A 21,476-nucleotide genomic window follows, 5' to 3' on the forward strand; every position below is an offset into this window, starting at 1 on the left:
TTGTAGAGAAATTCGGTGGAGCGGTAGTTCAGTTGGTTAGAATACCTGCCTGTCACGCAGGGGGTCGCGGGTTCGAGCCCCGTCCGTTCCGCCACTTATTCGCACTAGCCTCAAGCATTGGCTTGAGGCTTTTTGCGTATATGCGGCATTAAAATTTAACGGGATTCTCTTTTTCCTCCCCCTCTTTGCTGACTATTCCTTTCTGGCTGCAACACTGCTCATCTTTTCTTTTTTGCCAGCAGGCATACATTGCAAGTCTGCGATAAAATCCCTATAACAGAGGAGTACCTTTTGGTGAGGTATTTAGCGAATTTAATGACTAGCGGATGAGGCGTGCGGAAAAGAACTTATGCAATGAGGTATGTTGCCGGCCAGCCAGTGGAACATATCTTTCCTCCTGGGGAGATGTATTACCCGGAACAAACAACGTTACCAACAGGCTCACTATTGCTGGAGGGCGATGTTTTACGCGTCATGGTATGGAATATTTTCAAGCAGCAAAGAACTAATTGGCTATCTGTATTGCAGAACTTCGGCAAAGATACTCAGTTGGTGCTTTTGCAGGAGGCGCAAAGTACGCCGGATCTTATTCGTTTTGCAACGACCAATTACCTTTCTGCTGACCAAGTGCCCGCTATCATTCTCCCGCAGCACCCCTCCGGAGTGATGACGCTCTCGGCCTCTCAACCTGTATATTGCTGTCCCTTACGGGAAAGAGAGCCTCTGTTGCGGTTGTCTAAATCGTCTTTGGTGACGGTCTATGCGCTTCAAAACGGTCAGAGGCTGATGGTGATCAATATCCATGCGGTGAATTTCAGTTTTGGCGTTGAGATCTATACCAAACAATTGGCCGCAATTGGCGAGCAGCTCACACATCACCAAGGTCCTGCGATTATGGCTGGCGATTTTAATGCATGGAGCCGGCAGCGTATCAATGCGCTTTATCGGTTTGCGGCAGAAATGAGGTTACAAGAAGTCCGCTTCGTTGATGATCACCGCCGCAAAGCATTTGGCAGACCGCTGGATTTTATTTTTTATCGCGAGCTGGCTGTCAAACAGTCTTCTGTATTGGAAACCGAAGCCTCGGATCATAACCCGTTGCTGGTTGAGTTTAGTCTGGTCTAGTCGCTATAAAAAAACGGCTCTCTGTGTGTAGAGAGCCGTTTCTTGTTTCTGAACCAGATTATACTAGGAGTCCGGTTTGATATTGCTGCTGACGTAGAGCGTCAGACGATCGCCTGGCTGGATATTAGCATTCTTGTTAATCACCGTATTCCAACGCATCACATCTGCAATATTCACGCCATGGCGTTTGGCGATGCTTGACAGAGAATCACCCTTACGAACCTGATAGGTGATAGAACTGCCTTGTGCATTGCTTTTGCCCGTAGCTTTGGCAACCTGCAGTGTCTGTCCCACTTTGAGTGAGTTAGTCCTGCGAAGATTATTCCAACTTTGCAAATCTTTCGTGCTGACATTGAGCCGTGCTGCTATCGTTGATAACGTATCGCCTGAACGAACCTTATACTGCTGAGGCGCAGTTGTTGACTGTGCCATACGCGTTGGTTGCACCGCAGCAATGTCGCCATCAGCCAGTGAGTCTTTCAACTGTTCAACATGCGCTTTAGGCACCATGATGTAATGTGGCCCGTTTGGGGCGGTAACATTACGCTTATAGCCCGAGTTATAGCTCTTTAGCTTATTCAACGACAAGCCTGCCATTTCAGCCGCTTGCGTCAACTCTATCTGCTGCCCCAACTCCACCTTCGCTAATGCCCGGCTTTCATTCGGTTTCGGCAGACTCACGCCATATTTTTTGCTGTTCTTGAGAATATCACTCAGAGCCAACATTTTAGGTACATAAATTGACGTTTCACGTGGTAACGCCAGTGCCCAGAAGTTGGTCGGTTTCCCTTTCGCTTTATTCGCTTTCATCGCCTGCATGACGCGACCTTCACCACTGTTATAAGCGGCAACGGTTAATAACCAGTCGCCATCAAACATTGTGTTGAGACGTTGCATCATATTCAGTGCTGCCGTTGTAGACGCAATCACGTCGCGGCGCCCGTCGTACCACTGGTTTTGTTTCAAACCATAATTACGTCCTGTACCAGGGATAATCTGCCATAGCCCTGCGGCGTTGGCGGATGATGTGGCACTGGGATCAAAAGCGCTCTCCACTATGGGTAGCAGTACCAGTTCCATCGGCATTTTACGTTGCTTAATCTGCTCGACTATCCAGTACATGTAGGGCTCTGCCCGTAATGTTACATCGTGGAGATAGCTCTTATGTTTCAAATAACGCATTTTTTGTTCGCGGACCCGGGCGTTATCCGGAACCTCCATCTTCAGCTCGTCGCCAATGAAGTTCCACAGATCTCGTTGCGCGAGGCTTTCATCATCCAGCCATCGCGCGGAGGTCTCTCGAGTTTCTGTGTAGTTTCCTGCTTCACTTTGACTTGCCGAAGACAAACTCTGTGCATGCTGCTTGGGTTGCGAGGTGTCATGAGGGGAGACCTGACAACCCACCAGCAAGACTGAGGCGATGATTATCGCTTTAGCCTTCATATGTTGGTCAATAGTTGCTTAAAAGACGAGCAAGGATACTTTGATTAGGGCGATAGTACAACCTAAACCTTCAGAAGCAGTCTTTCTTGCTGCGTAAGATCTCAAAAGCTCGCCAGTGTTCTATCTTTTCCGGTTCTGTTGATAATTTTCTTTTTAAATCAAATTCATGGCAACGGAGAAATAGATTGATTTTTCTCTCCAGCCCTAAGGTTGTCGGTAGACTTGATTGCGATTTTTCTCGTATCTGGCTGATTTTATGGAGGTAAGCTGCAATATTTGGCTCTTCTGGCCATATTGCATTAGAGAACGTTAAGTTTGCCAGCGTGTATTCGTGTGCGCAGCACACTACCGTATCATCAGGAAGATTGGCTATTTTTTGAATTGATTCATACAGTTGTTTCGGGGTTCCTTCAAAAATCCGCCCGCATCCTGCGGAAAATAACGTATCGCCGCAGAACAAAAAAGGGGCATTATAATAAGCAATATGACCAGAAGTATGCCCCGGAACCTCAAAGATAGAAAATTCCGAATTCAACACAGACACGTTATTTCCCTCTGCAACCAGATGGGTTGCACCGCATTTTGCGGTTTCCTTCGGGCCGAAAACAGGCAGGCCAGGGTAGTGATTAACGATTTCACTCACGCCCCCTACATGGTCAGCGTGATGGTGCGTGAGTAAAATTGCTTCGGGCGTAAGCTGGTTTTGGGTGAGAAAATTCAGTGCGGGCGCGGCCTCGCCGGGATCGACAATCGCACAGCGGTTTTCTTTATTACTCAATAACCAGATGTAATTGTCCTGAAGAGCGGGGATACTGGTAAGATTCATTCATCACCTCTTTTTGCTGGTAGCCTGAGGACGATAACAAAAGATGAAACTGGCACAAATCCCTCAGACCGTTATTGCGCCCGACTCATGGGATGATATCACCTGTGGGCGGTTTTATCGCGAATCGCTTGAGCAGGCTTTGCTGCCGTGGTGGCCGAAAATCTTTGGCTTTCATCTTGTGAAGGTTGGGGCATTGAGCGCGGAAGTGTGCGTGACGGAATGTGCGATCGCGCATCAGGTCAATGTGGCTCCGCACGGTGAAAACCTCCATGTTGTGGCTGATGTTCACCAATTGCCTTTCTCTGAAAAATCTATTGATGCCTGTTTGTTAGCTCAAACGCTCTCTTACTCTGCGGATCCGCATCGCATTTTGCGCGAAGTTGATCGTGTTCTGGTGGATGATGGTTGGTTAATACTAAGCACGTTTAATCCAATCAGTTTGGTCGGCATGGGGAAACTGATCCCCGGGCTGAATAAAAAGCACCCTTACTGTAGCCGTATGTTTACCCAAATGCGTCTTGTGGACTGGCTGGGATTATTAAATTACGAAATTATCTGCCAGACGCATTTTCACGTGACACCCTGGAGAAGAAACAAAGGAAAGCTGAACAAGCACGTGCCGATATTGGGCTGCCTGACGTTGATCATTGCCCGTAAGCGCACGATCCCTCTGACATTCACGCCGCTGCGGATGCGGTTGCGTAAAGCGCCGGTGCGCCGTACGCTGGGCGCAACAAAGATATATCGGCGGTAAGGTCGTTATCCTGCGGCGATCGACTCTGCCAGATAACCTGTGTCATCAAGCGTTGGCGCACCGGCGGCGGCGCGAGCCAGTTCGTCGCAGCGTTCGTTTTCCGGGTGCCCGGCATGCCCTTTCACCCATTCCCAATTCACCTGATGACGTTGAATCGCGATATCCAGCCTTTGCCAGAGATCGATGTTTTTTACTGGTTTTTTGTCGGCGGTTTTCCAGCCGCGTTTCTTCCAATTATGAATCCATTGGGTGATCCCCTGACGAACATACTGACTGTCGGTACTGAGTACGACGTCACAGGCGCTCGTCAGCGTTTCAAGCGCAACAATGGCGGCCATCAACTCCATCCGATTGTTTGTGGTAAGGCGATAGCCCGCGCTTAACATTTTTTCGTGCTGCTTATAACGCAGTAAGGCGCCATAACCGCCGGGCCCCGGATTACCGAGACAAGATCCGTCGGTGAAAATTTCTACCTGTTTACGCATCTCTGGTAGACTCTTCCTCATGGTGAAAACGGTAAGTCTGACATAAACGAAAATGATGAGCACTGAAATTACGCGACAAATCGTCCTGGATACAGAAACCACGGGTATGAACCGAGTGGGTGTTCATTACGAGGGACACAAAATTATCGAAATCGGCGCGGTTGAAGTGATTAACCGTCGTTTGACCGGTCGCCATTTTCACGTTTATATCAAGCCAGACCGTCTGGTCGATCCTGAAGCTTACCAGGTACATGGTATCAGCGATGAGTTTCTCGCGGATAAGCCAGCTTATGCCGATATTGCCGATGATTTTCTCGATTTTATTCGCGGTGCGGAATTGGTTATTCATAACGCGATGTTTGATATCGGCTTTATGGATTATGAGTTTCGCCTGCTGAATCGGGATATCCCCAAGACGGAGACGTTCTGTAAGATCACCGACAGTCTGTTAATGGCGCGGAAGATTTTTCCCGGTAAGCGCAACAGTCTGGATGCCTTGTGCGATCGCTATCAGATAGATAACAGTAAGCGTACTCTGCACGGCGCACTGCTCGATGCCGAAATTCTCGCGGAAGTCTATCTGGCGATGACCGGCGGCCAAACGTCTTTGGCTTTTTCGATGGACGGTGAATCGCGGCAACAGGAAAATGAGAGCAGCGAAACGATCCAGAGGATTGTGCGACCCCAGTCGGCGCTAAAGGTACTTTATGCTGATGAGGCTGAGCTGCTGGCGCATGAACAACGTCTGGATCTGATTGCTAAAAAAGGCGGAGCCTGTCTGTGGCGAGCTGAGTGATGTTTTCTAATCGTGTTTTTGCGTATGAAAATAGAGGCGATTACAACGGTATGGAGAGAGAATAATCAGCGAGATGAAATTATAAGCAAACGGAAGCGATTGGTTATAAAAAGGATTGACGTAATAGTGCCATCATCTTAGTATTCATCCCGCTTAAACAGCACAGAGTGGAGCGGTAGTTCAGTTGGTTAGAATACCTGCCTGTCACGCAGGGGGTCGCGGGTTCGAGTCCCGTCCGTTCCGCCACTTATTATGAAAAAGGCCTGAATCATTACTGATTCAGGCCTTTTTCATTGTCAGCCGCTATAGCGGAATGCGGTCACCGGGTTTGGTGACCGTCGTGTATTTAAAAATCCCAATCTTCGTCTTCGGTGTTGACGGCTTTACCGATCACATAAGATGACCCCGAGCCGGAGAAGAAATCGTGATTTTCATCGGCATTAGGTGAGAGCGCAGAGAGGATGGCGGGGTTCACGTCCGTCATACTGGCTGGGAACAGCGCTTCATAGCCCAGATTCATCAGCGCTTTATTCGCATTATAGTGGAGGAATTTTTTCACATCTTCCGTCCAACCCACGCCGTCATAGAGTTCCTGAGTGTACAGCACTTCATTGTCATATAAATCCTGTAACAGGTCATAGGCGAAATTTTTCACCTGCTGCTGGCGCGCGGGATCGGCCTTTGCCAGACCGCGCTGGAATTTATAGCCGATGTAGTAACCATGTACCGCTTCATCACGGATGATGAGCCGGATTAAGTCCGCCGTGTTGGTGAGCTTGGCGCGGCTTGACCAGAACATAGGCAGATAGAATCCAGAGTAGAACAGGAACGATTCCAGAAACACACTGGCGACTTTCTTCATCAGCGGATCGTCACTGCGATAGTGCGACAGGATGATCGCAGATTTTTTCTGTAGCGCCGGATTCTCTTCGCTCCAGCGATAGGCATCGTCCACTTCGCTGGTCAGGCACAGCGTCGAGAAAATAGAACTGTATGAGCGCGCGTGTACCGCTTCCATAAAGCTGATGTTAGAGAGTACGGCTTCCTCATGCGGGGTCACCGCATCCGGTATCAGTGCGGGGGCCCCCAGAGTGTTCTGAATGGTATCCAGCAGCGTCAGACCGGTGAAGACCCGAATTGTCAACTGGCGCTCGTGGGCGTTCAATGTACTCCACGACGGAATATCATTCGACAGGGGGACTTTTTCCGGCAGCCAGAAGTTAGAGGTTAACCGGTTCCAGACTTCCAAATCTTTATCGTCTTCAATTTTGTTCCAGTTAATCGCCTGGACGCGAGTGAGTGCGGTCATGCTTCGATTTCCTTCCGCGATGGCTTAGAGCGCACAGGACACGCAGCCCTGAACTTCAGTACCTTCTAATGCCATCTGCCGTATGCGAATGTAATATATGGTTTTAATGCCTTTGGTCCAGGCATAGATCTGCGCTTTATTGATGTCACGCGTGGTGGCGGTATCGCGGAAAAACAGCGTCAGCGACAGCCCCTGATCGACATGCTGGGTTGCGGCAGCGTAGGTATCGATAATCTTCTCCGGCCCAATGTCATAGGCATCCTGGTAATACGCCAGATTGTCGTTATTCATGTAAGGAGCGGGGTAGTAGACGCGGCCAATCTTGCCCTCTTTACGAATTTCAATACGCGAGACAATCGGGTGAATGCTGGATGTCGAATGGTTGATATACGAAATCGAACCGGTCGGCGGTACAGCCTGCAAGTTCTGGTTATAAAGACCGTGCACAATCACGGATTCGCGTAGCGCCGCCCAATCCTGCTGGGTGGGGATATGAATGCCGGCGTTTTCAAATAACTCCCGGGCACGCGCCGTGGTCGGCTCCCAACGTCGTTCCAGGTATTTATCAAAATACTCGCCCGATGCATATTTCGAGTGTTCGAAGCCCGAGAAGGACTGCTGGCGCTCTATGGCTAACTGATTGGATGCCCGAATCGCGTGGAAAGCGACCGTATAGAAATAGATATTGGTAAAATCAATGGCCTCTTCTGATCCGTAAAAAATACGCTCTTTCGCCAGATAGCCATGCAGGTTCATCTGCCCTAAACCAATCGCGTGCGATTCGTCATTGCCTTTTTCAATCGACGGAACAGAACGGATGTGGCTCATGTCGGAAACGGCGGTCAGCGCGCGGATTGCGATTTCAACCGTCTGACCGAAATCGGGTGAGGCCATGGCGCTGGCGATATTCATCGAACCGAGGTTACAGGAAATATCTTTACCGACATGGCGATAGCCAAGATCGTCGTCGTACAGGCTGGCGTCGTTGACCTGCAAAATCTCCGAGCACAGGTTGCTCATATTGATGCGGCCATGAATCGGGTTTGCGCGGTTCACGGTATCCTCAAACATCATGTAGGGATAACCCGATTCGAACTGGATTTCAGCGAGGATCTGGAAGAACTCACGCGCCTTGATCTGGGATTTTCGGATACGTTTGTCGTTCACCATCTCGTGATATTTCTCGGTGACGCTGATTTCCGACAGCGGTATACCGTAGACCTGTTCGACATCATAGGGCGAGAACAGGTACATCACCTGATTATTCTTTGCTAACTGGAACGTGATATCGGGAATGACGACACCCAAAGACAGCGTCTTGATACGGATTTTCTCATCCGCATTTTCCCGTTTGGTATCCAGAAAACGCAGAATATCCGGGTGATGCGCATGAAGGTACACAGCGCCAGCGCCCTGACGCGCCCCTAACTGGTTGGCGTAGGAGAAGGCATCCTCCAGCATTTTCATGATGGGGATAATGCCGGACGATTGGTTTTCGATGCGTTTGATTGGCGCGCCGGTTTCGCGGATATTACTGAGCATGAAAGCCACGCCGCCGCCGCGTTTAGAAAGCTGGAGCGCGGAGTTAATGGCGCGGCCAATCGACTCCATATTATCTTCAATGCGCAGCAGGAAGCAGGAGACCAGTTCACCGCGCTGCTTTTTACCGCAGTTGAGGAAGGTGGGGGTCGCAGGCTGAAAGCGCCCGCTGATGATTTCGTCCACCAGCGCACTGGCCAGCGCGGTATTACCTTTTGCGAGGGTCAGGGCGACGAGGCAGACGCGATCTTCGTAGCGCTCCAGATAGCGCTTGCCGTCAAAGGTTTTCAGCGTATAGCCGGTGTAGTATTTGAACGCGCCTAAAAAGGTTTGAAAACGGAATTTGTGCGCGTATGCCTGCTGGAAGAGTCCCTTGATGAAATCGAAGTGATATTGATCCAGCACTTCCGCTTCGTAGTAGCCTTCTTCCACCAGATAACGCAGTTTTTCTTCCAGATTGTGGAAGAACACGGTGTTCTGGTTGACATGCTGTAGGAAATAACGGCGTGCCGCGAGCTTATCCATGTCGAACTGGATATTTCCCTCTGCGTCGTAGAGGTTTAGCATTGCGTTTAGCGCGTGGTAATCGAGCGAGTGGGCATCCGTGTCGGTCTTGGTTGCCTTCGCGCTCACGAGGTCTGTTGTTGCCAAAATTCAGTTACTCCCTTACGCACATTTGCAACGTCTTCTGCTGTGCCGAGTAGCTCAAAGCGGTACAGGTAGGGCACCTGACATTTCTGCGCGATGATGTCGCCGGCGATGCAGTACGCTGCACCGAAATTGGTATTGCCTGCGGCAATCACGCCGCGCAGGTAAGCGCGATTATGCGGATCGTTGAGAAAGCTGATGACCTGACGCGGTACAGCCCCTTTCGTGCTGCCTCCGCCATAGCTGGGGACGACCAAAATATAGGGGCAATCAACTTTCAGTGCAGGTTGTTCTATCGCTATCGGAATTCGCAGGGCCGGCAAGCCAACCCTGGAAATGAAGCGATGGGTGTTTTCCGACTGGCTGGAAAAATAGACCAGCGGGTTCATATCGCCCCCTTATTGCAATTGCAGGGCGGCATTCAGCGTGCTGATCTTATCCGGGCGGAAGCCGCTCCAATGGTCGTCAGCCGTCATCACGACAGGCACCTGCTGATAACCCAACGCTCTCACCTGCTGTAACGCCTGTTCATCTTCCGTTAAGTCCACCAGTTGATAGTCAATGCCCTGTTTATCCAACGCGCGGCATGTAGCGTTGCATTGAACACAATCCGGTTTAGTGAAAATAGTAATACGCATGATTCGTATTTACCTTTTGGCGTGAAAGAAGTTTGTCGGAGCGGTTATCTTCAAGGCATAAGTGCCTGAACCGATCCACTGGGTAGCGATCGCTTTACGCGATGGTTACATAGAGAATACTAGATGTGGGTGTTTTAAATTTCAACCACACAAGATATATGATTTTTAGTTGGCCTTATACAAATTGACGCAAACCCTGATGTAGCAAGGCCGACAGAGAAGGCAAGTAAAAAATACAGAAAGAAATAAATGTGATGCGCATCTTTTTTGATGAAATAGTGTGCGACGAAATGAAGGGTAATGTGGGAAAGACAAAAGCCAACATGACTACTCCAGCTTTCCTTTGGTAAAAGGTGGCTTCTTAGTAACGTTTTTTTATGCTGACTAAGAGACAGTTTCGTGCGCAATGATACCGGCATTTTTATGCTACTTCATAGCACGCGCCCGACGCAGGGCGCTCAGTCGCCGCCGCCCTGCGAACCCAGGCTTCCGGCTAAATTATGCCGCTACGCGGAGCCATCGGTGTTCATGCACACCGCTGGCATAATTTTTACGCCGGATAACGGCAAAATCCTTGATGCCCTTATATTTGTGCTAAGAGATACACCCTATATATTAATTACAGGACGGGCAGGTTTCTGCCGTAATAGATCTCCTGCATTTCATGATACAGCAGATCGGTGATTCTTTTCCGTTCTGCTGCGCTGAGTGCTTCTGGCGCGACGTTGAACAGATAGTGTTTCAGGTCGAAGTCTTTCAATAGCATCTTGGTATGAAAGATATTTTCCTGATAAACGTTCACATCCATCATGTGATAGAGCGATTTCATGTCTTCGGACATGAAGTTCTGGATTGAGTTGATTTGGTGGTCGATAAAATGTTTTATCCCATGGACATCACGGGTAAATCCCCGCACGCGATAATCAATGGTGACAATGTCGGATTCAAGTTGGTGGATGAGGTAATTCAGCGCTTTCAGCGGTGAAATCACACCGCAGGTTGACACCTCAATATCCGCCCGGAAGGTACAAAGCCCGCCTTCCGGGTGACTTTCCGGATAGGTGTGTACACAGATATGGCTTTTATCCAGATGCGCAACGACGGAGTTTGGCAGCGGACCGGGGTGTTCTGAGGTATCGACATCTCGTGGGTCAATGGGCTCTTCACTGACCAGAATGGTCACGCTGGCTCCCTGTGGCTCATAGTCCTGACGCGCGATGTTAAGGACATTTGCGCCGATAATAGCGCAGGTTTCCGTGAGAATTTCCGTCAGGCGATTCGCGTTGTATTGTTCGTCGATATAGGCGATATAGCTGTCACGATCGTCAGCGGTTTTGGTGTAACAAATATCATAAATACAAAAACTCAGGCTTTTCGTCAGGTTGTTAAAGCCGTGTAGTTTTAGCTTGTGCAATTTAAGTCACCCCCTTGTGGCCGTGTGATTAACCGAACTGATGGATTATTGCGCATTTTGTAGCGCGCTTAACAAATACTGAGGCAGGGCAAAGCTACCGGTATGTACCTCTGGCGTGTAATAGCGACAGGCGAGCCCTGATTGCGTAAAACGCTGGCGCACGGTCGCAACGTCCAACTGGCGCAGTGCCGGATGATGACTGGCCCAGGCGAAAGTCATGATGCCGCCGTAATACGTCGGGATTGCCGCCTGATAAAAGCTGACGTCCTTGAAATAGCGACTGAGTTTTTTGTAACTGCCGACGGCTTCATCCTGTTGCAGAAAACTGACGCCGTTTTGGGCGACGAAAATACCGCCTTCGTTCAGACAACGGGCGCAGCCCTGATAGAAATCGGAGGTGAACAGACTTTCACCGGGGCCGATAGGGTCGGTGCAATCGGAAATAATGACGTCATACTTTTCGCTGCACTGATTGACGAAGTTAACACCGTCATCAATCACCAGAGTAAAGCGTGGGTCATCATAAGCGCCGGCACTGTGGTTGGGCAGATACTGACGACAGAACTCCACGACGCCCGCATCGATTTCCACCATCGTGATCTGTTCGACGCCACGGTGCCGGCAGACTTCCCGCAGCATACCGCCATCACCGCCGCCGATAATCAGGACGCGTTTGGCAGCGCCGTGTGACAGAAGAGGGACATGGGTGAGCATTTCATGATAGATGAACTCATCGCGCTCGGTAGTTTGTACCACGCCGTCAAGCGCCATGACGCGGCCTAATGCGTCATTTTCAAAAATGATCAGATCCTGATGATCGGTTTTTTTATGGTAGAGCACCCGATCGACTGAAAAATACTGACCAAAGTGGGTATGCAGGGTTTCATGCCACATCTCTTTTCGGGACATGTTAGGGCTTCCTCCGCGATAACAGCCAGGAAAATTGGCGCGCCATCATAGCCGACTCTTTTGTCGCTTGCACGGTCAATTTTCGGTCAGTGTGAGGATAAAAGAATTATTGCGCGTAGGAGAGCAATCCGAGCGAATTACGCGCCAGGGACTGGCATTTTTTCGGCGTCGGGATGGCGATGTTACTGAGATCGCGATAGCTGTCTTCACCCAGAGCCGTCATGTCGTAGGCGTTGTAATTGCTGAGATCCCAGCGATTTTGTTGAGCGAATGCCACCAGCGTCCGGCGAATTTGTTCATTCGGCAGGTCTTGATAACCACAGTGATTTTTCAGATAAACAAAAATCGCGGTCAGATCGGCCAGATCTTCCGCTTCGAATTCATTCAGCGCCTTGCTGGCGGAAGAGACGCTCATCAGGCTTAGCAGGAGCAGAGCCAGCGCAGAGTTTTTCATGGTTGAACCTGTTCCAGATATCGTTTGACGACGTTATCACAGATATCCCATAGGGTTCCAAGTTTTCTTATGGGAAATATCCGATCGCGATAAAAAAGTCGCGTCGAAACAGAGGGAAAAAGAACAGTGCTAATCTATTGAAAATATTGTTGTTTATTTTTATGGTACGGCCTGATGAAAATGATCTTGAGTTAATCGTGGGATTAAGGCCCATTTATCACCGTTTGATACGATGATGTTCCCGGCGGGCTCTGTTATTAATAGCGGTGATATTTCCTAATATACTTTTCATTCTATGATTTCCGGTGTCTGGCGCGTCAGTAGTTGGTTGTTGGCGGGGCTGTTGCTGCTTGCTGTGGCAACGGTGTTTTATCCGGCTTTTTTTGCCAGCGGGTTAGGGGTCACTCAGCTATGGCAAGCGGGGTTGCCCGCTTATCTGATACATTCGACCGCTATCGTTGTTGGCTCGGTGCTCTTCAGTCTGCTGTTCGGCTTACCGACCGCCTGGTTTATCGCGATGTACCGCTTTCCCGGTCACCGGGTGTTGCAATGGGCGCTGTGTATGCCGCTGGCTATGCCCGCTTTTCTGCTGGCCTTTCTATACCATGATGCATTACGCCATTTTCCCTTGTTGTTGGGAGAACATGAGGCGTGGAGAGACGTCCACTCTGCCGGAGTTGTCGCGTCGTTATGCGCGGTGAGTTTGGTATTGGCGCTGGTGTTGTATCCCTATGTTTATTTACTGGTACGTGAAGCATTAATCAAACAGCCAGCCAGCCTTATCCACGCCGCGCATTTACTGAACCAGACGCGTTCTCAGGTATGGCGCCGTGTGTGTGTGCCACTCGCTAGACCAGCGATGGCCTGCGGCGGCGCGCTGGTGGCGGCTGAAGCGCTGGGTGACTATGGAGCCGCGTCTTATTTGGGTATTCCCACCATGACGACAACGGTGTTGGATATCTGGCAGAGGCAGGGCGATTTGGGGGCGGCGGCACGCCTTGGGGTGTTGATTTTACCTGTTATCTTTCTCCTGATGTTTCTGGTTAATCGCTGGCGCTGGAAACAGCAAATATATCAATCCCGATTGAACGCCTCTCCGCTTGTTCCACCAACGCTGACCGGATGGCGCGGCAGAATGGTTCGCGGCTACTGCTGGGGGATCGTGTGTTTATCATTTATTTTCCCTGTGCTGTACCTGCTGTTTCTGGCACTTCGCCACATGATGTCGGTATGGGACAGCGCGTTTTTGCAAGCTGTGATGAATAGTCTGTTGGCATCCGTCAGCACGACGGTCGTTATTACCCTGATGGGACTGTCATTTATCTTCTCTACGCGCACAGCGAAAATTCAGGCCGATCAGACGCCCGTGAAATTGCTCAGCCTGAGTTTCGCCCTGCCTGGCGCCGTACTGGCCGTCGGGCTATTTACTTTGCTGTCGCTGGTCGAACGCGGCATTACTCTGTCTGCCAGCGCCGCAGGAGGGATGTCCGCAGACGCCTGGCTGACCGGCTCGCTGTTTATTCTTATCCTTGCCTATGGCGTTAAATTTGGTCGGCTGATGTTAGACAGCCTTGAGCGCCACATGGCTGCTATCCCGCGATCGCTGGACAGCGCCGGCCTTGCTCTGGGGGCTTCTCCCACCAGCCTTTGGGCGCGTGTTCATATACCGCTGTTGCGGCGCAGTTTGTTCATGGGAGCATTGCTGATTTTCACGGAAAGTATGAAAGAGCTGAATGTGTCACTGGTATTACGCCCGGTGGGGATTGATACGCTGGCCACCTATGTGTTTCGCTTGACGGTGAGTGAACCGGTTATCTCATTCGCCGTTCCTGCGCTGCTACTGGTTGCGATAGGGCTGGTGCCGGTTTTTGTGCTGCATCGCGCACTGAACATAAAAGGATAAGTATATGGCCGCATCGATAGATATTCTGAGCGTTCAGGCGGTAAGTTGCACTTTGCAGCAGTCAACGGTGCTGGAAGATATCACGTTTTCCGTGCGCAGCGATGAGGCTATCTGTCTGCTGGGTCGAAACGGTAGTGGTAAGACGACGCTGTTGCAGGCGATTGCGGGTCTGCTGCCGATCTCGCAGGGTAAGATTCTGCTGAGTGGCGAACCGCTCAGCGGGCCTCAGGGATCTGTTTTGCCCGAGCGCCGACAAATCGGGCTGATTTTTCAGGATTATGCGCTGTTTCCTCACCTGACGGTGGAGGGGAATATGGCGTTTGGCTTATATGGACGACCAGAGAGCGAAGTCAAACAAATCTGTGCGGACATGCAGGCGCTCTTGCAGCTTGATGAGGTCGCTTCCCGCTATCCCCACGAGCTGTCCAATGAACAGCAGCAGCGTTTGGCGATTGCCCGCGCGTTGGCCTGCGCACCAAAGTTACTGTTATTGGACGAACCGTTTCCCGGGTTGGACAGCCAGACGCGCTATCGTCTGATTGCCGAACTTCGGCAGATCCTCAAACAGCGCCATATTGCGGCGATTTTCGCCACGCATAGCCGGGAAGATGCGTTTGCCTGTGCTGACCATCTGGTGTTGCTCCATGAAGGGAAAATCATGCAGCAGGGCTACCCTTCTGAACTGTATCACCACCCGAACAGCCGTTTCGTGGCTGACTTTATGGGAAGCACGAACTATCTCCCCGTGAAGATCCTGAGCGATCGTCAGTGGCAGAGCGTATTGGGCGATCACCATGCGACGCATTCCCTCAATCAGCCGATCGACTCGCCGTGCGACTGGATGGTGCGTCCGCTTGATGTGGCGCTGGCGCTCGATCCTGACGGTCTTGCGACGATTGAGGATCGTTTGTTTATGGGGAGCTCAAACCTGTATCGGGTGAAACTCGGAGAACTGATGCTGCTGGTACAAACCGGAAACTGGTTTGAACCGGGTCAGCAGGTGCGCTTAAGCATTAAGACGGATCCGCCAGTCTTGTATCCTGCGTTGCCGGTCGTTAACAGTACGGTTGAAGATCCTGAAAAGAAATGACTATGCCTCTGAGTGTAGATCTGATGCCAGCATGAGCCAGGCGCTGTTATGCTTTTCAAAGCCTAATTTCGGGTAGTAATCCACCGCCAACGGCGCGGCCAGCAAAATGATTTTGCAGCCTTTTTCCAACTGCTGAGCGGTTTGTTGAATAAGTTTTTTTCCTATCCCCGCATGCTGACAGTCGTCTGACACCGCCAGATCGGACAGATAACAACAGTAATGAAAATCCGTTACGCTACGCGCAATGCCAACCAGCGTTTCCCCTTGCCATGCGGAAACCAGCAGGTTAGCGTGCTTAAGCATACCTGCAATCGCTGTCTCATCATCCAGCGGGCGACGCGGCCCCAGGGAGGTTTTCGCCAATAGCTCAATGAACTGCTGGCTGGAAAGCGGGGCGTTCACTTTGTAGCAAACATCCACGGGTGCTGGGCTCATGATGCCTCCTTCATGGTGTGGTTTCTGATATACTTCGCGCGCGTCTGGGCATTGCCCAGACTGATTTAAACGTCAGCATTGGCGCATCATCGATAATGAGTCCGTTATTTTTCCGATGATGCTGAATACCTTACTTCAAAGAGTTATCAGTATGATGAAACATACCGTGGAAGTCATGATTTCTGAGCAGGAAGTGATGGCGCGGATTACCGAGCTGGGACGACAAATCAGCGAACATTACCGTGATAGCGGTAGTGATATGGTGCTGGTGGGCTTGTTGCGTGGCTCGTTTATCTTTATGGCCGATTTATGCCGGGCCATCGATGTCCCTCACGAAGTGGATTTTATGACGGCATCCAGCTATGGCCGCGGTATGAACAGCACGCGCGATGTTAAAATCCTTAAAGATCTGGATGAAGACATTCGCGGTAAGGATGTGTTGATTGTGGAAGATATCATCGACTCGGGTAATACGCTGAGCAAAGTGCGGGAAATCCTGCAACTGCGGGAGCCGAAATCATTGGCCATCTGTACGCTGCTGGATAAGCCGGAGCGTCGTGAAGTGGCGGTAAAAGTCGAATGGGTCGGGTTCTCTATTCCTGATGAGTTTGTCGTGGGTTACGGCATCGACTATGCCCAGCACTATCGTCATTTACCATACATTGGTAAGGTCATAGCGCAGGAATAATAAAGACAAAGGCCGGTACGGTGAGCGACGCCCAGTGAACGGGCGTCAGTCTGTCAATCAAAGCAGAGAAGAGATCGCGCGGCGGTAACGTTGTTCCAGCGTCTCCCGGTTGGTGGCGGTGACTTCCAGATCGCGCAGTCGGCCATCCTGAATACCGTAAACCCAGCCGTGGATCATGACTTTTTGCCCACGTTTCCAGGCGGATTGCATAATGGTGGAATGGCCGAGGTTGTAAACCTGTTCGATGACGTTGATTTCACACAGCGTATTCAGCCGCTGTTCAGGAGGCAACTCCCCCAACAGCGAGCTATGCTTGTACCACAAATCACGGATATGCAGCAACCAGTTGTTAATCAAACCCAGTTCCGGGTTTTCCACCGCCGCCTGAACACCGCCGCAACCGTAGTGGCCGCAGATGATAATATGTTCAACTTCAAGAACTTCGACAGCATACTGTACGACAGACAGGCAGTTGAGGTCTGTGTGAATAACCAGGTTGGCCACGTTACGGTGAACGAATAACTCACCGGGTTCAAGGCTGGTCAGACTTTCTGCAGGTACGCGACTGTCCGAGCATCCAATCCATAGAAAACGCGGTCGCTGCGCCTGCGCCAGACGTTCAAAATAACCAGGATCCTCTTCCACCATCGTTGTTGACCAAACCTGGTTATTCGCGATGAGTGTTTCAATATCTTTCATGAAAGTAAATGACCTGTAACAAACAAGGAGCAGAAGGGGTAATATAAGGCAACATGCATCGTTTGAAAAACGATAGTTTATACTCGTCATCCTTCAGGTTGCGCTTATGTTGGCTGCGTGACTCGACACTCTTACGAGTATCTCGCTCCTAAGGGGCCGCTGCGAGCAGCGTTCAAATCAGCCTTCGGCGGATTTGTCTGTCATCTGGATCGCTTATCTGAGTAAGCTCATAGGGATGGGATTCCCTCACTTGCCCTGAAGGGGGCGCGTTTTGCGTTGTGCAAAACGTTCACGTTTTGTCCTGAAACTTGAATGATTGAGAGTAGGTATTTGTCACACCTCGAATCTATAGAACTCACTGAATAATAAGGTAATCCATTTCTTATGACATATGCACTGGAACTGGCGCAACTCACCAAATCGTATCCGGGGGGCGTCAAGGCGTTACGGGGGATCGATCTGAGCGTGGAGGCAGGAGATTTCTATGCGCTACTGGGGCCGAATGGCGCAGGAAAATCGACCACGATAGGGATTATCAGCTCGTTGGTGAATAAAACCGCGGGTAAAGTTCGGGTCTTTGGCTATGACCTTGATCTGGATAAAGTCAATGCAAAGCGCCAACTGGGGTTGGTTCCGCAGGAATTTAACTTCAACCCGTTCGAAACGGTATTGCAGATTGTCGTTAATCAGGCCGGCTATTACGGCGTGAAGCGTCAGGATGCGTTACAGCGTGCGGAAAAATACCTGAAACAGCTGGATTTATGGGAAAAACGCAGCGAAAAAGCCATGATGTTGTCCGGTGGGATGAAACGTCGCCTGATGATTGCACGCGCGCTGATGCATGAGCCTAAGCTGCTGATCCTTGATGAGCCGACGGCGGGGGTGGATATTGAGCTGCGTCGTTCGATGTGGGGCTTTCTGAAAGCGCTGAACGCACAGGGCACCACCATTATCCTGACGACGCACTATCTGGAAGAAGCGGAAATGCTGTGTCGCAATATCGGCATTATTCAGCGCGGAGAGCTGGTGGAGAATACCTCCATGAAGCAACTGCTTGCCAAGCTGAAATCAGAAACGTTTATTTTCGATCTGGCGGCGAAAAGTCCGTTACCGCAGCTTGAGGGGTATGTCTTCCGTCTGGTGGATACCTCAACGCTGGAGGTGGAGGTGATGCGTGAACAGGGGTTGAACGCGTTATTCAGCCAGCTAAACGCACAAGGGGTACAGGTATTGAGTATGCGCAACAAAGCCAACCGGCTGGAAGAACTGTTTGTCACGTTGGTGAACGGAGCAAATGGTAAGGGAGAAAAGGCATGATGCAGTTATATTGGGTCGCGCTCCAGAGCATCTGGGTTAAAGAAGTCACCCGATTTGGGCGGATCTGGATCCAGACACTGGTGCCGCCGGTGATCACCATGACGCTGTACTTTATTATTTTTGGCAACCTGATCGGTTCACGTATTGGCGAGATGCATGGTTTTAGCTACATGCAGTTTATCGTGCCGGGATTGATTATGATGGCGGTGATTACTAACGCCTACGCTAACGTGGCGTCTTCCTTTTTCAGCGCGAAGTTTCAGCATAATATCGAAGAGCTGCTGGTGGCCCCCGTCCCCACCCACGTGATCATCGCAGGCTATGTGGGCGGCGGGATCGCGCGCGGCCTCTGCGTTGGCGTGCTGGTGACGGCGGTGTCGTTATTCTTCGTCCCGCTGCACGTTCATGCCTGGTGGATTATTGTACTGACGCTATTGTTAACGGCGACGTTGTTTTCGCTGGCGGGTTTGTTGAATGCCGTGTTTGCCAAAACCTTTGATGATATCAGCCTGATCCCAACCTTTGTATTGACGCCGCTGACCTATCTGGGTGGGGTGTTTTACTCGCTGACGTTGCTGCCGCCGTTCTGGCAGGCGGTGTCCAAACTGAATCCGGTTGTATATATGATTAGCGGTTTCCGTTACGGTTTCCTCGGCATTCAGGATGTACCGCTGTTGTTTACGATGTCGGTGCTCATCGCCTTTATCGCGGTGTTTTATCTGCTGGTCTGGTGGTTAATTGAACGCGGGCGCGGACTGCGGACCTAGTGTGTCTATTCTGTGCATGAGAAGGCGGGGTACCGCCTTCTCAATTGTCTCATCAGGCGACCTGGACCGGAATCGCTTTTGCCTGACGGCTTAACTCGTTATCACCGGAGAAGTAGGCCACCCTGGGGCGATGGCTTCTGGCCTGTTCGTCGGACATCTGTACGTAGGAGCAAATAATCAGCTTGTCTCCCACGCAGGCGAGACGCGCGGCAGCCCCGTTTACAGAGATCATGCGTGAGCCTCTCTCACCTGCGATGGCGTAGGTAGAAAAACGCTGGCCGTTATCGACGTTATAGATGTCAATCGCTTCATATTCCAGGATACCCGCAGCATCCATAAAATCCTGATCGATGGCGCAAGAGCCTTCATAATGCAAGTCAGCCTGAGTCACTTTCACCCGGTGCAGCTTGCCTTGCAGCATAGTACGTATCATCGCTTGTTACCTCGGTTCATACAGTCAAATCGACCTGATGGTTGTCAATCAATCTGGCCTTGCCTAACCAGGCTGCCATCAAAATGACCGCCCGCGTGCTGGTGGCGGTCAGCGGTTGCAGCGTATCGGCATCGCGGATGAACTGCTCATCGGGCGTAAAGCCCGCTTCGCGGAGTGTCTCCGCCGCTTGCGCCAGCAGCGCGTCTATCTGCCGGTCGCCGTTTTGCAGCTGTGTGGCAATTTCCATCATCACCTGATAAAGCCGCGGTGCAAGCTGGCGCTCCTCGGCGCTGAGATAGCCATTGCGTGAACTTAATGCCAGCTTGTCTTTTGCACGAACGATTGGTACGCCGACGATATCAATGTCATAGCCCATATCGCGGACAAGCTGACGAATGAGGGCTAATTGCTGGTAGTCCTTCTCGCCGAAGCAGGCCAAATCGGGTTGTACCAGATTGAACAATTTGCTGACGATGGTGGCGACGCCACGAAAATGACCGGGACGATTGGCGCCTTCCAGTATGGCGGACAGTCCGGGTACCTCGACATAAGTTTGTGATCCCAACCCATTTGGGTATATCACATCCGGGCTCGGTGAGAAAACCAGATCGGCGCCGCGGCGGTTCAGTTTTTCGCAGTCCTCCTGCAACGTCCGCGGGTAGTGGGCTAAATCATCGGGCCGTTCAAATTGCATGGGATTGACAAAAATGCTGACAATGACGATGTCGGCACGCGCTCTGGCTTCATCGACCAGCGTCATGTGCCCGTCATGTAAGTTGCCCATTGTGGGAACCAAAGCAATACGTTTCCCTTCCTGACGCCAGCGACGAACCTCACGGCGCAATAGCAGAGGGGTTTCGATAATCAACACACCCGTACTCCTTAAACGAATAAAAAGATAGCCTGATTCGTGAACGACCTGTTTTTATGCCATCAACATGTTCAGTGAAATGAATGTTCTTCGGCGGGGAAGAGGCCCTGTTCAACGTCCTGCACATAGGTGCGTACCGCCGCACGGAGATCGCCGCTCGTCGCCAGAAAATCCCTGGCGAACTTCGGCGCAGCGTCTCCGGTAATACCCAACGCGTCATGCATGACCAGAATCTGGCCGTCGGTAGCGTTGCCTGCGCCAATACCAATTACGGGGATCGATAGCGCTTCTGTTACGCGCTTGGCCAGCGCCACGGGTACGCATTCCAGCACAAGCAGTTGCGCACCGGCTTCTTCAAGCGCAAGGGCATCGGCCAGCAGTTGATTGGCATCGCTTTCGCTCCGGCCCTGAATTTTGTAGCCGCCGAAGATATTTACGGACTGCGGCGTCAGGCCTAAGTGACCACACACCGGCACGGCGCGCTCGGTCAGCATTTTTACCGTCGGGGCAAGCCAGCTTCCGCCTTCCAGCTTCACCATATTCGCGCCGGCACGCATCAGTTCCGCCGCCTGACTGAATGTCTGTTCTGGCGTGGCGTAAGTCATAAAGGACATGTCGGAAAAAATCAGCGCCAGCGGGGCGCCTCGGCGCACGCAGCGCGTATGGTAAACGATATCGCTGGTCGTGACGGGCAAAGTGGAGTCGTGCCCCTGCACGGTCATGCCGAGTGAGTCGCCGACCAGCATCACTCGAATGCCTTGTTCGAAAAATAAACGGGAAAAGCTGGCGTCGTAAGCGGTGATCGCTGCAAATTTCCGCTGCTCTTGTTTCCATTGGCGCAAATGGGAAATAGTTGTCGGTTTCATGACGGTCTTCCTATGTCAATAGGGCAAAGAATGAAGGGGAATATTCTAATGTAAGCCGACGAGTAGC

At 51.1% G+C, this 21,476-nt stretch carries 23 protein-coding genes and 2 tRNA genes; 10 read left to right on the forward strand and 15 right to left on the reverse strand.

Annotated features, from left to right (window positions below):
- Positions 1-17: 17 nt before the first annotated feature.
- Both EDC54_RS15870 and EDC54_RS15875 read left to right on the forward strand, forming a co-directional pair.
- Positions 18-94: transfer RNA gene (locus EDC54_RS15870), tRNA-Asp, on the forward strand.
- Positions 95-333: 239 nt separating this feature from the next.
- Positions 334-1,125 carry an endonuclease/exonuclease/phosphatase family protein gene (locus EDC54_RS15875; protein ID WP_132458543.1) on the forward strand — a complete coding sequence of 264 codons (792 nt, stop codon included), beginning with the start codon at positions 334-336 and terminating at the stop codon, positions 1,123-1,125.
- A gap of 63 nt (positions 1,126-1,188) precedes the next feature.
- Here the strand turns inward: EDC54_RS15875 and mltD are convergent, their stop codons facing one another.
- Both mltD and gloB read right to left on the reverse strand, forming a co-directional pair.
- Positions 1,189-2,568, reverse strand: a complete 1,380-nt coding sequence (mltD, locus tag EDC54_RS15880; RefSeq protein WP_132458546.1) for a murein transglycosylase D — start codon at positions 2,566-2,568, stop codon at positions 1,189-1,191.
- 70 nt (positions 2,569-2,638) lie between these two features.
- The gene (gene gloB / locus EDC54_RS15885; protein WP_132458549.1) at positions 2,639-3,394 is read right to left on the reverse strand and encodes a hydroxyacylglutathione hydrolase; all 756 of its coding nucleotides are present in this window, start codon (positions 3,392-3,394) and stop codon (positions 2,639-2,641) included.
- Positions 3,395-3,437: 43 nt separating this feature from the next.
- Here gloB and EDC54_RS15890 point away from each other — a divergent pair, with 43 nt between their 5' ends.
- Positions 3,438-4,148 carry a class I SAM-dependent methyltransferase gene (locus EDC54_RS15890; protein WP_132458552.1) on the forward strand — a complete coding sequence of 237 codons (711 nt, stop codon included), beginning with the start codon at positions 3,438-3,440 and terminating at the stop codon, positions 4,146-4,148.
- 5 nt (positions 4,149-4,153) lie between these two features.
- On the opposite strand, the gene rnhA is transcribed toward EDC54_RS15890, so the two are convergent.
- Positions 4,154-4,735 carry a ribonuclease HI gene (gene rnhA, locus EDC54_RS15895; RefSeq protein WP_165904330.1) on the reverse strand — a complete coding sequence of 194 codons (582 nt, stop codon included), beginning with the start codon at positions 4,733-4,735 and terminating at the stop codon, positions 4,154-4,156.
- Between rnhA and dnaQ the strand changes: the two genes are divergently transcribed.
- Both dnaQ and EDC54_RS15905 read left to right on the forward strand, forming a co-directional pair.
- Positions 4,689-5,429, forward strand: a complete 741-nt coding sequence (dnaQ, locus tag EDC54_RS15900) for a DNA polymerase III subunit epsilon (protein ID WP_132458727.1) — start codon at positions 4,689-4,691, stop codon at positions 5,427-5,429. The genes rnhA and dnaQ overlap by 47 nt on opposite strands.
- A gap of 169 nt (positions 5,430-5,598) precedes the next feature.
- A tRNA-Asp gene (locus EDC54_RS15905) sits at positions 5,599-5,675 on the forward strand.
- 100 nt (positions 5,676-5,775) lie between these two features.
- Here the strand turns inward: EDC54_RS15905 and nrdF are convergent.
- The 7 genes from nrdF to EDC54_RS15940 all read right to left on the reverse strand — a co-directional run bounded on the left by nrdF (position 5,776) and on the right by EDC54_RS15940 (position 12,340).
- Positions 5,776-6,738: a class 1b ribonucleoside-diphosphate reductase subunit beta gene (gene nrdF / locus EDC54_RS15910; protein WP_132458558.1), complete on the reverse strand. Its 963-nt coding sequence runs from the start codon at positions 6,736-6,738 to the stop codon at positions 5,776-5,778.
- A 24-nt stretch (positions 6,739-6,762) separates the two neighbouring features.
- The gene (gene nrdE, locus EDC54_RS15915) at positions 6,763-8,928 is read right to left on the reverse strand and encodes a class 1b ribonucleoside-diphosphate reductase subunit alpha (protein WP_132458561.1); all 2,166 of its coding nucleotides are present in this window, start codon (positions 8,926-8,928) and stop codon (positions 6,763-6,765) included.
- Entirely contained in the window at positions 8,907-9,314 is a 408-nt protein-coding gene (gene nrdI / locus EDC54_RS15920) for a class Ib ribonucleoside-diphosphate reductase assembly flavoprotein NrdI (protein ID WP_132458564.1), read from the reverse strand. The genes nrdE and nrdI overlap by 22 nt, the downstream gene beginning before the upstream one ends.
- A 9-nt stretch (positions 9,315-9,323) precedes the next feature.
- Positions 9,324-9,563, reverse strand: a complete 240-nt coding sequence (gene nrdH, locus EDC54_RS15925) for a glutaredoxin-like protein NrdH (RefSeq protein ID WP_132458567.1) — start codon at positions 9,561-9,563, stop codon at positions 9,324-9,326.
- 619 nt (positions 9,564-10,182) lie between these two features.
- Positions 10,183-10,977 (reverse strand): adenosylmethionine decarboxylase, encoded by a 795-nt coding sequence (gene speD / locus EDC54_RS15930; RefSeq protein ID WP_132458570.1) that lies wholly within the window; start codon positions 10,975-10,977, stop codon positions 10,183-10,185.
- A gap of 45 nt (positions 10,978-11,022) precedes the next feature.
- Positions 11,023-11,886 (reverse strand): polyamine aminopropyltransferase, encoded by an 864-nt coding sequence (gene speE, locus EDC54_RS15935; protein ID WP_132458573.1) that lies wholly within the window; start codon positions 11,884-11,886, stop codon positions 11,023-11,025.
- A 106-nt stretch (positions 11,887-11,992) separates the two neighbouring features.
- Positions 11,993-12,340: a YacC family pilotin-like protein gene (locus EDC54_RS15940; protein WP_132458576.1), complete on the reverse strand. Its 348-nt coding sequence runs from the start codon at positions 12,338-12,340 to the stop codon at positions 11,993-11,995.
- A gap of 295 nt (positions 12,341-12,635) precedes the next feature.
- Here EDC54_RS15940 and EDC54_RS15945 point away from each other — a divergent pair, with 295 nt between their 5' ends.
- Entirely contained in the window at positions 12,636-14,243 is a 1,608-nt protein-coding gene (locus EDC54_RS15945) for an ABC transporter permease (protein ID WP_132458579.1), read from the forward strand.
- A 4-nt stretch (positions 14,244-14,247) separates the two neighbouring features.
- Positions 14,248-15,333, forward strand: coding sequence for an ABC transporter ATP-binding protein (locus tag EDC54_RS15950; RefSeq protein ID WP_132458582.1), 1,086 nt, complete (start codon positions 14,248-14,250; stop codon positions 15,331-15,333).
- On the opposite strand, the gene EDC54_RS15955 is transcribed toward EDC54_RS15950, so the two are convergent.
- Positions 15,334-15,768 carry a GNAT family N-acetyltransferase gene (locus EDC54_RS15955; protein ID WP_132458585.1) on the reverse strand — a complete coding sequence of 145 codons (435 nt, stop codon included), beginning with the start codon at positions 15,766-15,768 and terminating at the stop codon, positions 15,334-15,336.
- 151 nt (positions 15,769-15,919) lie between these two features.
- On the opposite strand from EDC54_RS15955, the gene hpt reads away from it, so the two are divergent.
- The gene (gene hpt / locus EDC54_RS15960; RefSeq protein ID WP_165904331.1) at positions 15,920-16,456 is read left to right on the forward strand and encodes a hypoxanthine phosphoribosyltransferase; all 537 of its coding nucleotides are present in this window, start codon (positions 15,920-15,922) and stop codon (positions 16,454-16,456) included.
- Between the two features lie 57 nt (positions 16,457-16,513).
- On the opposite strand, the gene can is transcribed toward hpt, so the two are convergent.
- Positions 16,514-17,155, reverse strand: a complete 642-nt coding sequence (gene can, locus EDC54_RS15965; protein WP_132458588.1) for a carbonate dehydratase — start codon at positions 17,153-17,155, stop codon at positions 16,514-16,516.
- 384 nt (positions 17,156-17,539) lie between these two features.
- Here can and EDC54_RS15970 point away from each other — a divergent pair, with 384 nt between their 5' ends.
- Together EDC54_RS15970 and EDC54_RS15975 are read left to right on the forward strand one after the other, a co-directional pair.
- Positions 17,540-18,472, forward strand: coding sequence for an ABC transporter ATP-binding protein (locus EDC54_RS15970; protein ID WP_132458591.1), 933 nt, complete (start codon positions 17,540-17,542; stop codon positions 18,470-18,472).
- Complete coding sequence (locus EDC54_RS15975; RefSeq protein WP_132458594.1) at positions 18,469-19,239, forward strand: ABC transporter permease; 771 nt, start codon at positions 18,469-18,471, stop codon at positions 19,237-19,239. Before EDC54_RS15970 ends, EDC54_RS15975 begins: the two co-directional genes overlap by 4 nt.
- Before the next feature lie 52 nt (positions 19,240-19,291).
- Here the strand turns inward: EDC54_RS15975 and panD are convergent, their stop codons facing one another.
- The 3 genes from panD to panB all read right to left on the reverse strand — a co-directional run bounded on the left by panD (position 19,292) and on the right by panB (position 21,409).
- Positions 19,292-19,672, reverse strand: coding sequence for an aspartate 1-decarboxylase (panD, locus tag EDC54_RS15980; RefSeq protein ID WP_132458597.1), 381 nt, complete (start codon positions 19,670-19,672; stop codon positions 19,292-19,294).
- A gap of 16 nt (positions 19,673-19,688) precedes the next feature.
- Positions 19,689-20,543, reverse strand: a complete 855-nt coding sequence (gene panC / locus EDC54_RS15985; protein WP_132458600.1) for a pantoate--beta-alanine ligase — start codon at positions 20,541-20,543, stop codon at positions 19,689-19,691.
- Between the two features lie 71 nt (positions 20,544-20,614).
- Positions 20,615-21,409: a 3-methyl-2-oxobutanoate hydroxymethyltransferase gene (gene panB / locus EDC54_RS15990; protein ID WP_132458603.1), complete on the reverse strand. Its 795-nt coding sequence runs from the start codon at positions 21,407-21,409 to the stop codon at positions 20,615-20,617.
- Between the last annotated feature and the right edge of the window lie 67 nt (positions 21,410-21,476).

The organism is Samsonia erythrinae, assembly GCF_004342665.1.
Lineage (GTDB): Bacteria > Pseudomonadota > Gammaproteobacteria > Enterobacterales > Enterobacteriaceae > Samsonia > Samsonia erythrinae.

Excerpts from the sequence above, each read along its gene's own strand:
- mltD (WP_132458546.1), bottom strand. The coding sequence starts at position 2,568 with ATGAAGGCTAAAGCGATAATCATCGCCTCAGTCTTGCTGGTGGGTTGT.
- gloB (WP_132458549.1), bottom strand. The coding sequence starts at position 3,394 with ATGAATCTTACCAGTATCCCCGCTCTTCAGGACAATTACATCTGGTTA.
- EDC54_RS15890 (WP_132458552.1), top strand. The coding sequence starts at position 3,438 with ATGAAACTGGCACAAATCCCTCAGACCGTTATTGCGCCCGACTCATGG.
- dnaQ (WP_132458727.1), top strand. The coding sequence starts at position 4,689 with ATGAGCACTGAAATTACGCGACAAATCGTCCTGGATACAGAAACCACG.
- nrdF (WP_132458558.1), bottom strand. The coding sequence starts at position 6,738 with ATGACCGCACTCACTCGCGTCCAGGCGATTAACTGGAACAAAATTGAA.
- nrdI (WP_132458564.1), bottom strand. The coding sequence starts at position 9,314 with ATGAACCCGCTGGTCTATTTTTCCAGCCAGTCGGAAAACACCCATCGC.
- nrdH (WP_132458567.1), bottom strand. The coding sequence starts at position 9,563 with ATGCGTATTACTATTTTCACTAAACCGGATTGTGTTCAATGCAACGCT.
- speE (WP_132458573.1), bottom strand. The coding sequence starts at position 11,886 with ATGTCCCGAAAAGAGATGTGGCATGAAACCCTGCATACCCACTTTGGT.
- EDC54_RS15940 (WP_132458576.1), bottom strand. The coding sequence starts at position 12,340 with ATGAAAAACTCTGCGCTGGCTCTGCTCCTGCTAAGCCTGATGAGCGTC.
- EDC54_RS15945 (WP_132458579.1), top strand. The coding sequence starts at position 12,636 with ATGATTTCCGGTGTCTGGCGCGTCAGTAGTTGGTTGTTGGCGGGGCTG.
- EDC54_RS15950 (WP_132458582.1), top strand. The coding sequence starts at position 14,248 with ATGGCCGCATCGATAGATATTCTGAGCGTTCAGGCGGTAAGTTGCACT.
- EDC54_RS15955 (WP_132458585.1), bottom strand. The coding sequence starts at position 15,768 with ATGAGCCCAGCACCCGTGGATGTTTGCTACAAAGTGAACGCCCCGCTT.
- hpt (WP_165904331.1), top strand. The coding sequence starts at position 15,920 with ATGATGAAACATACCGTGGAAGTCATGATTTCTGAGCAGGAAGTGATG.
- can (WP_132458588.1), bottom strand. The coding sequence starts at position 17,155 with ATGAAAGATATTGAAACACTCATCGCGAATAACCAGGTTTGGTCAACA.
- EDC54_RS15970 (WP_132458591.1), top strand. The coding sequence starts at position 17,540 with ATGACATATGCACTGGAACTGGCGCAACTCACCAAATCGTATCCGGGG.
- EDC54_RS15975 (WP_132458594.1), top strand. The coding sequence starts at position 18,469 with ATGATGCAGTTATATTGGGTCGCGCTCCAGAGCATCTGGGTTAAAGAA.
- panD (WP_132458597.1), bottom strand. The coding sequence starts at position 19,672 with ATGATACGTACTATGCTGCAAGGCAAGCTGCACCGGGTGAAAGTGACT.
- panB (WP_132458603.1), bottom strand. The coding sequence starts at position 21,409 with ATGAAACCGACAACTATTTCCCATTTGCGCCAATGGAAACAAGAGCAG.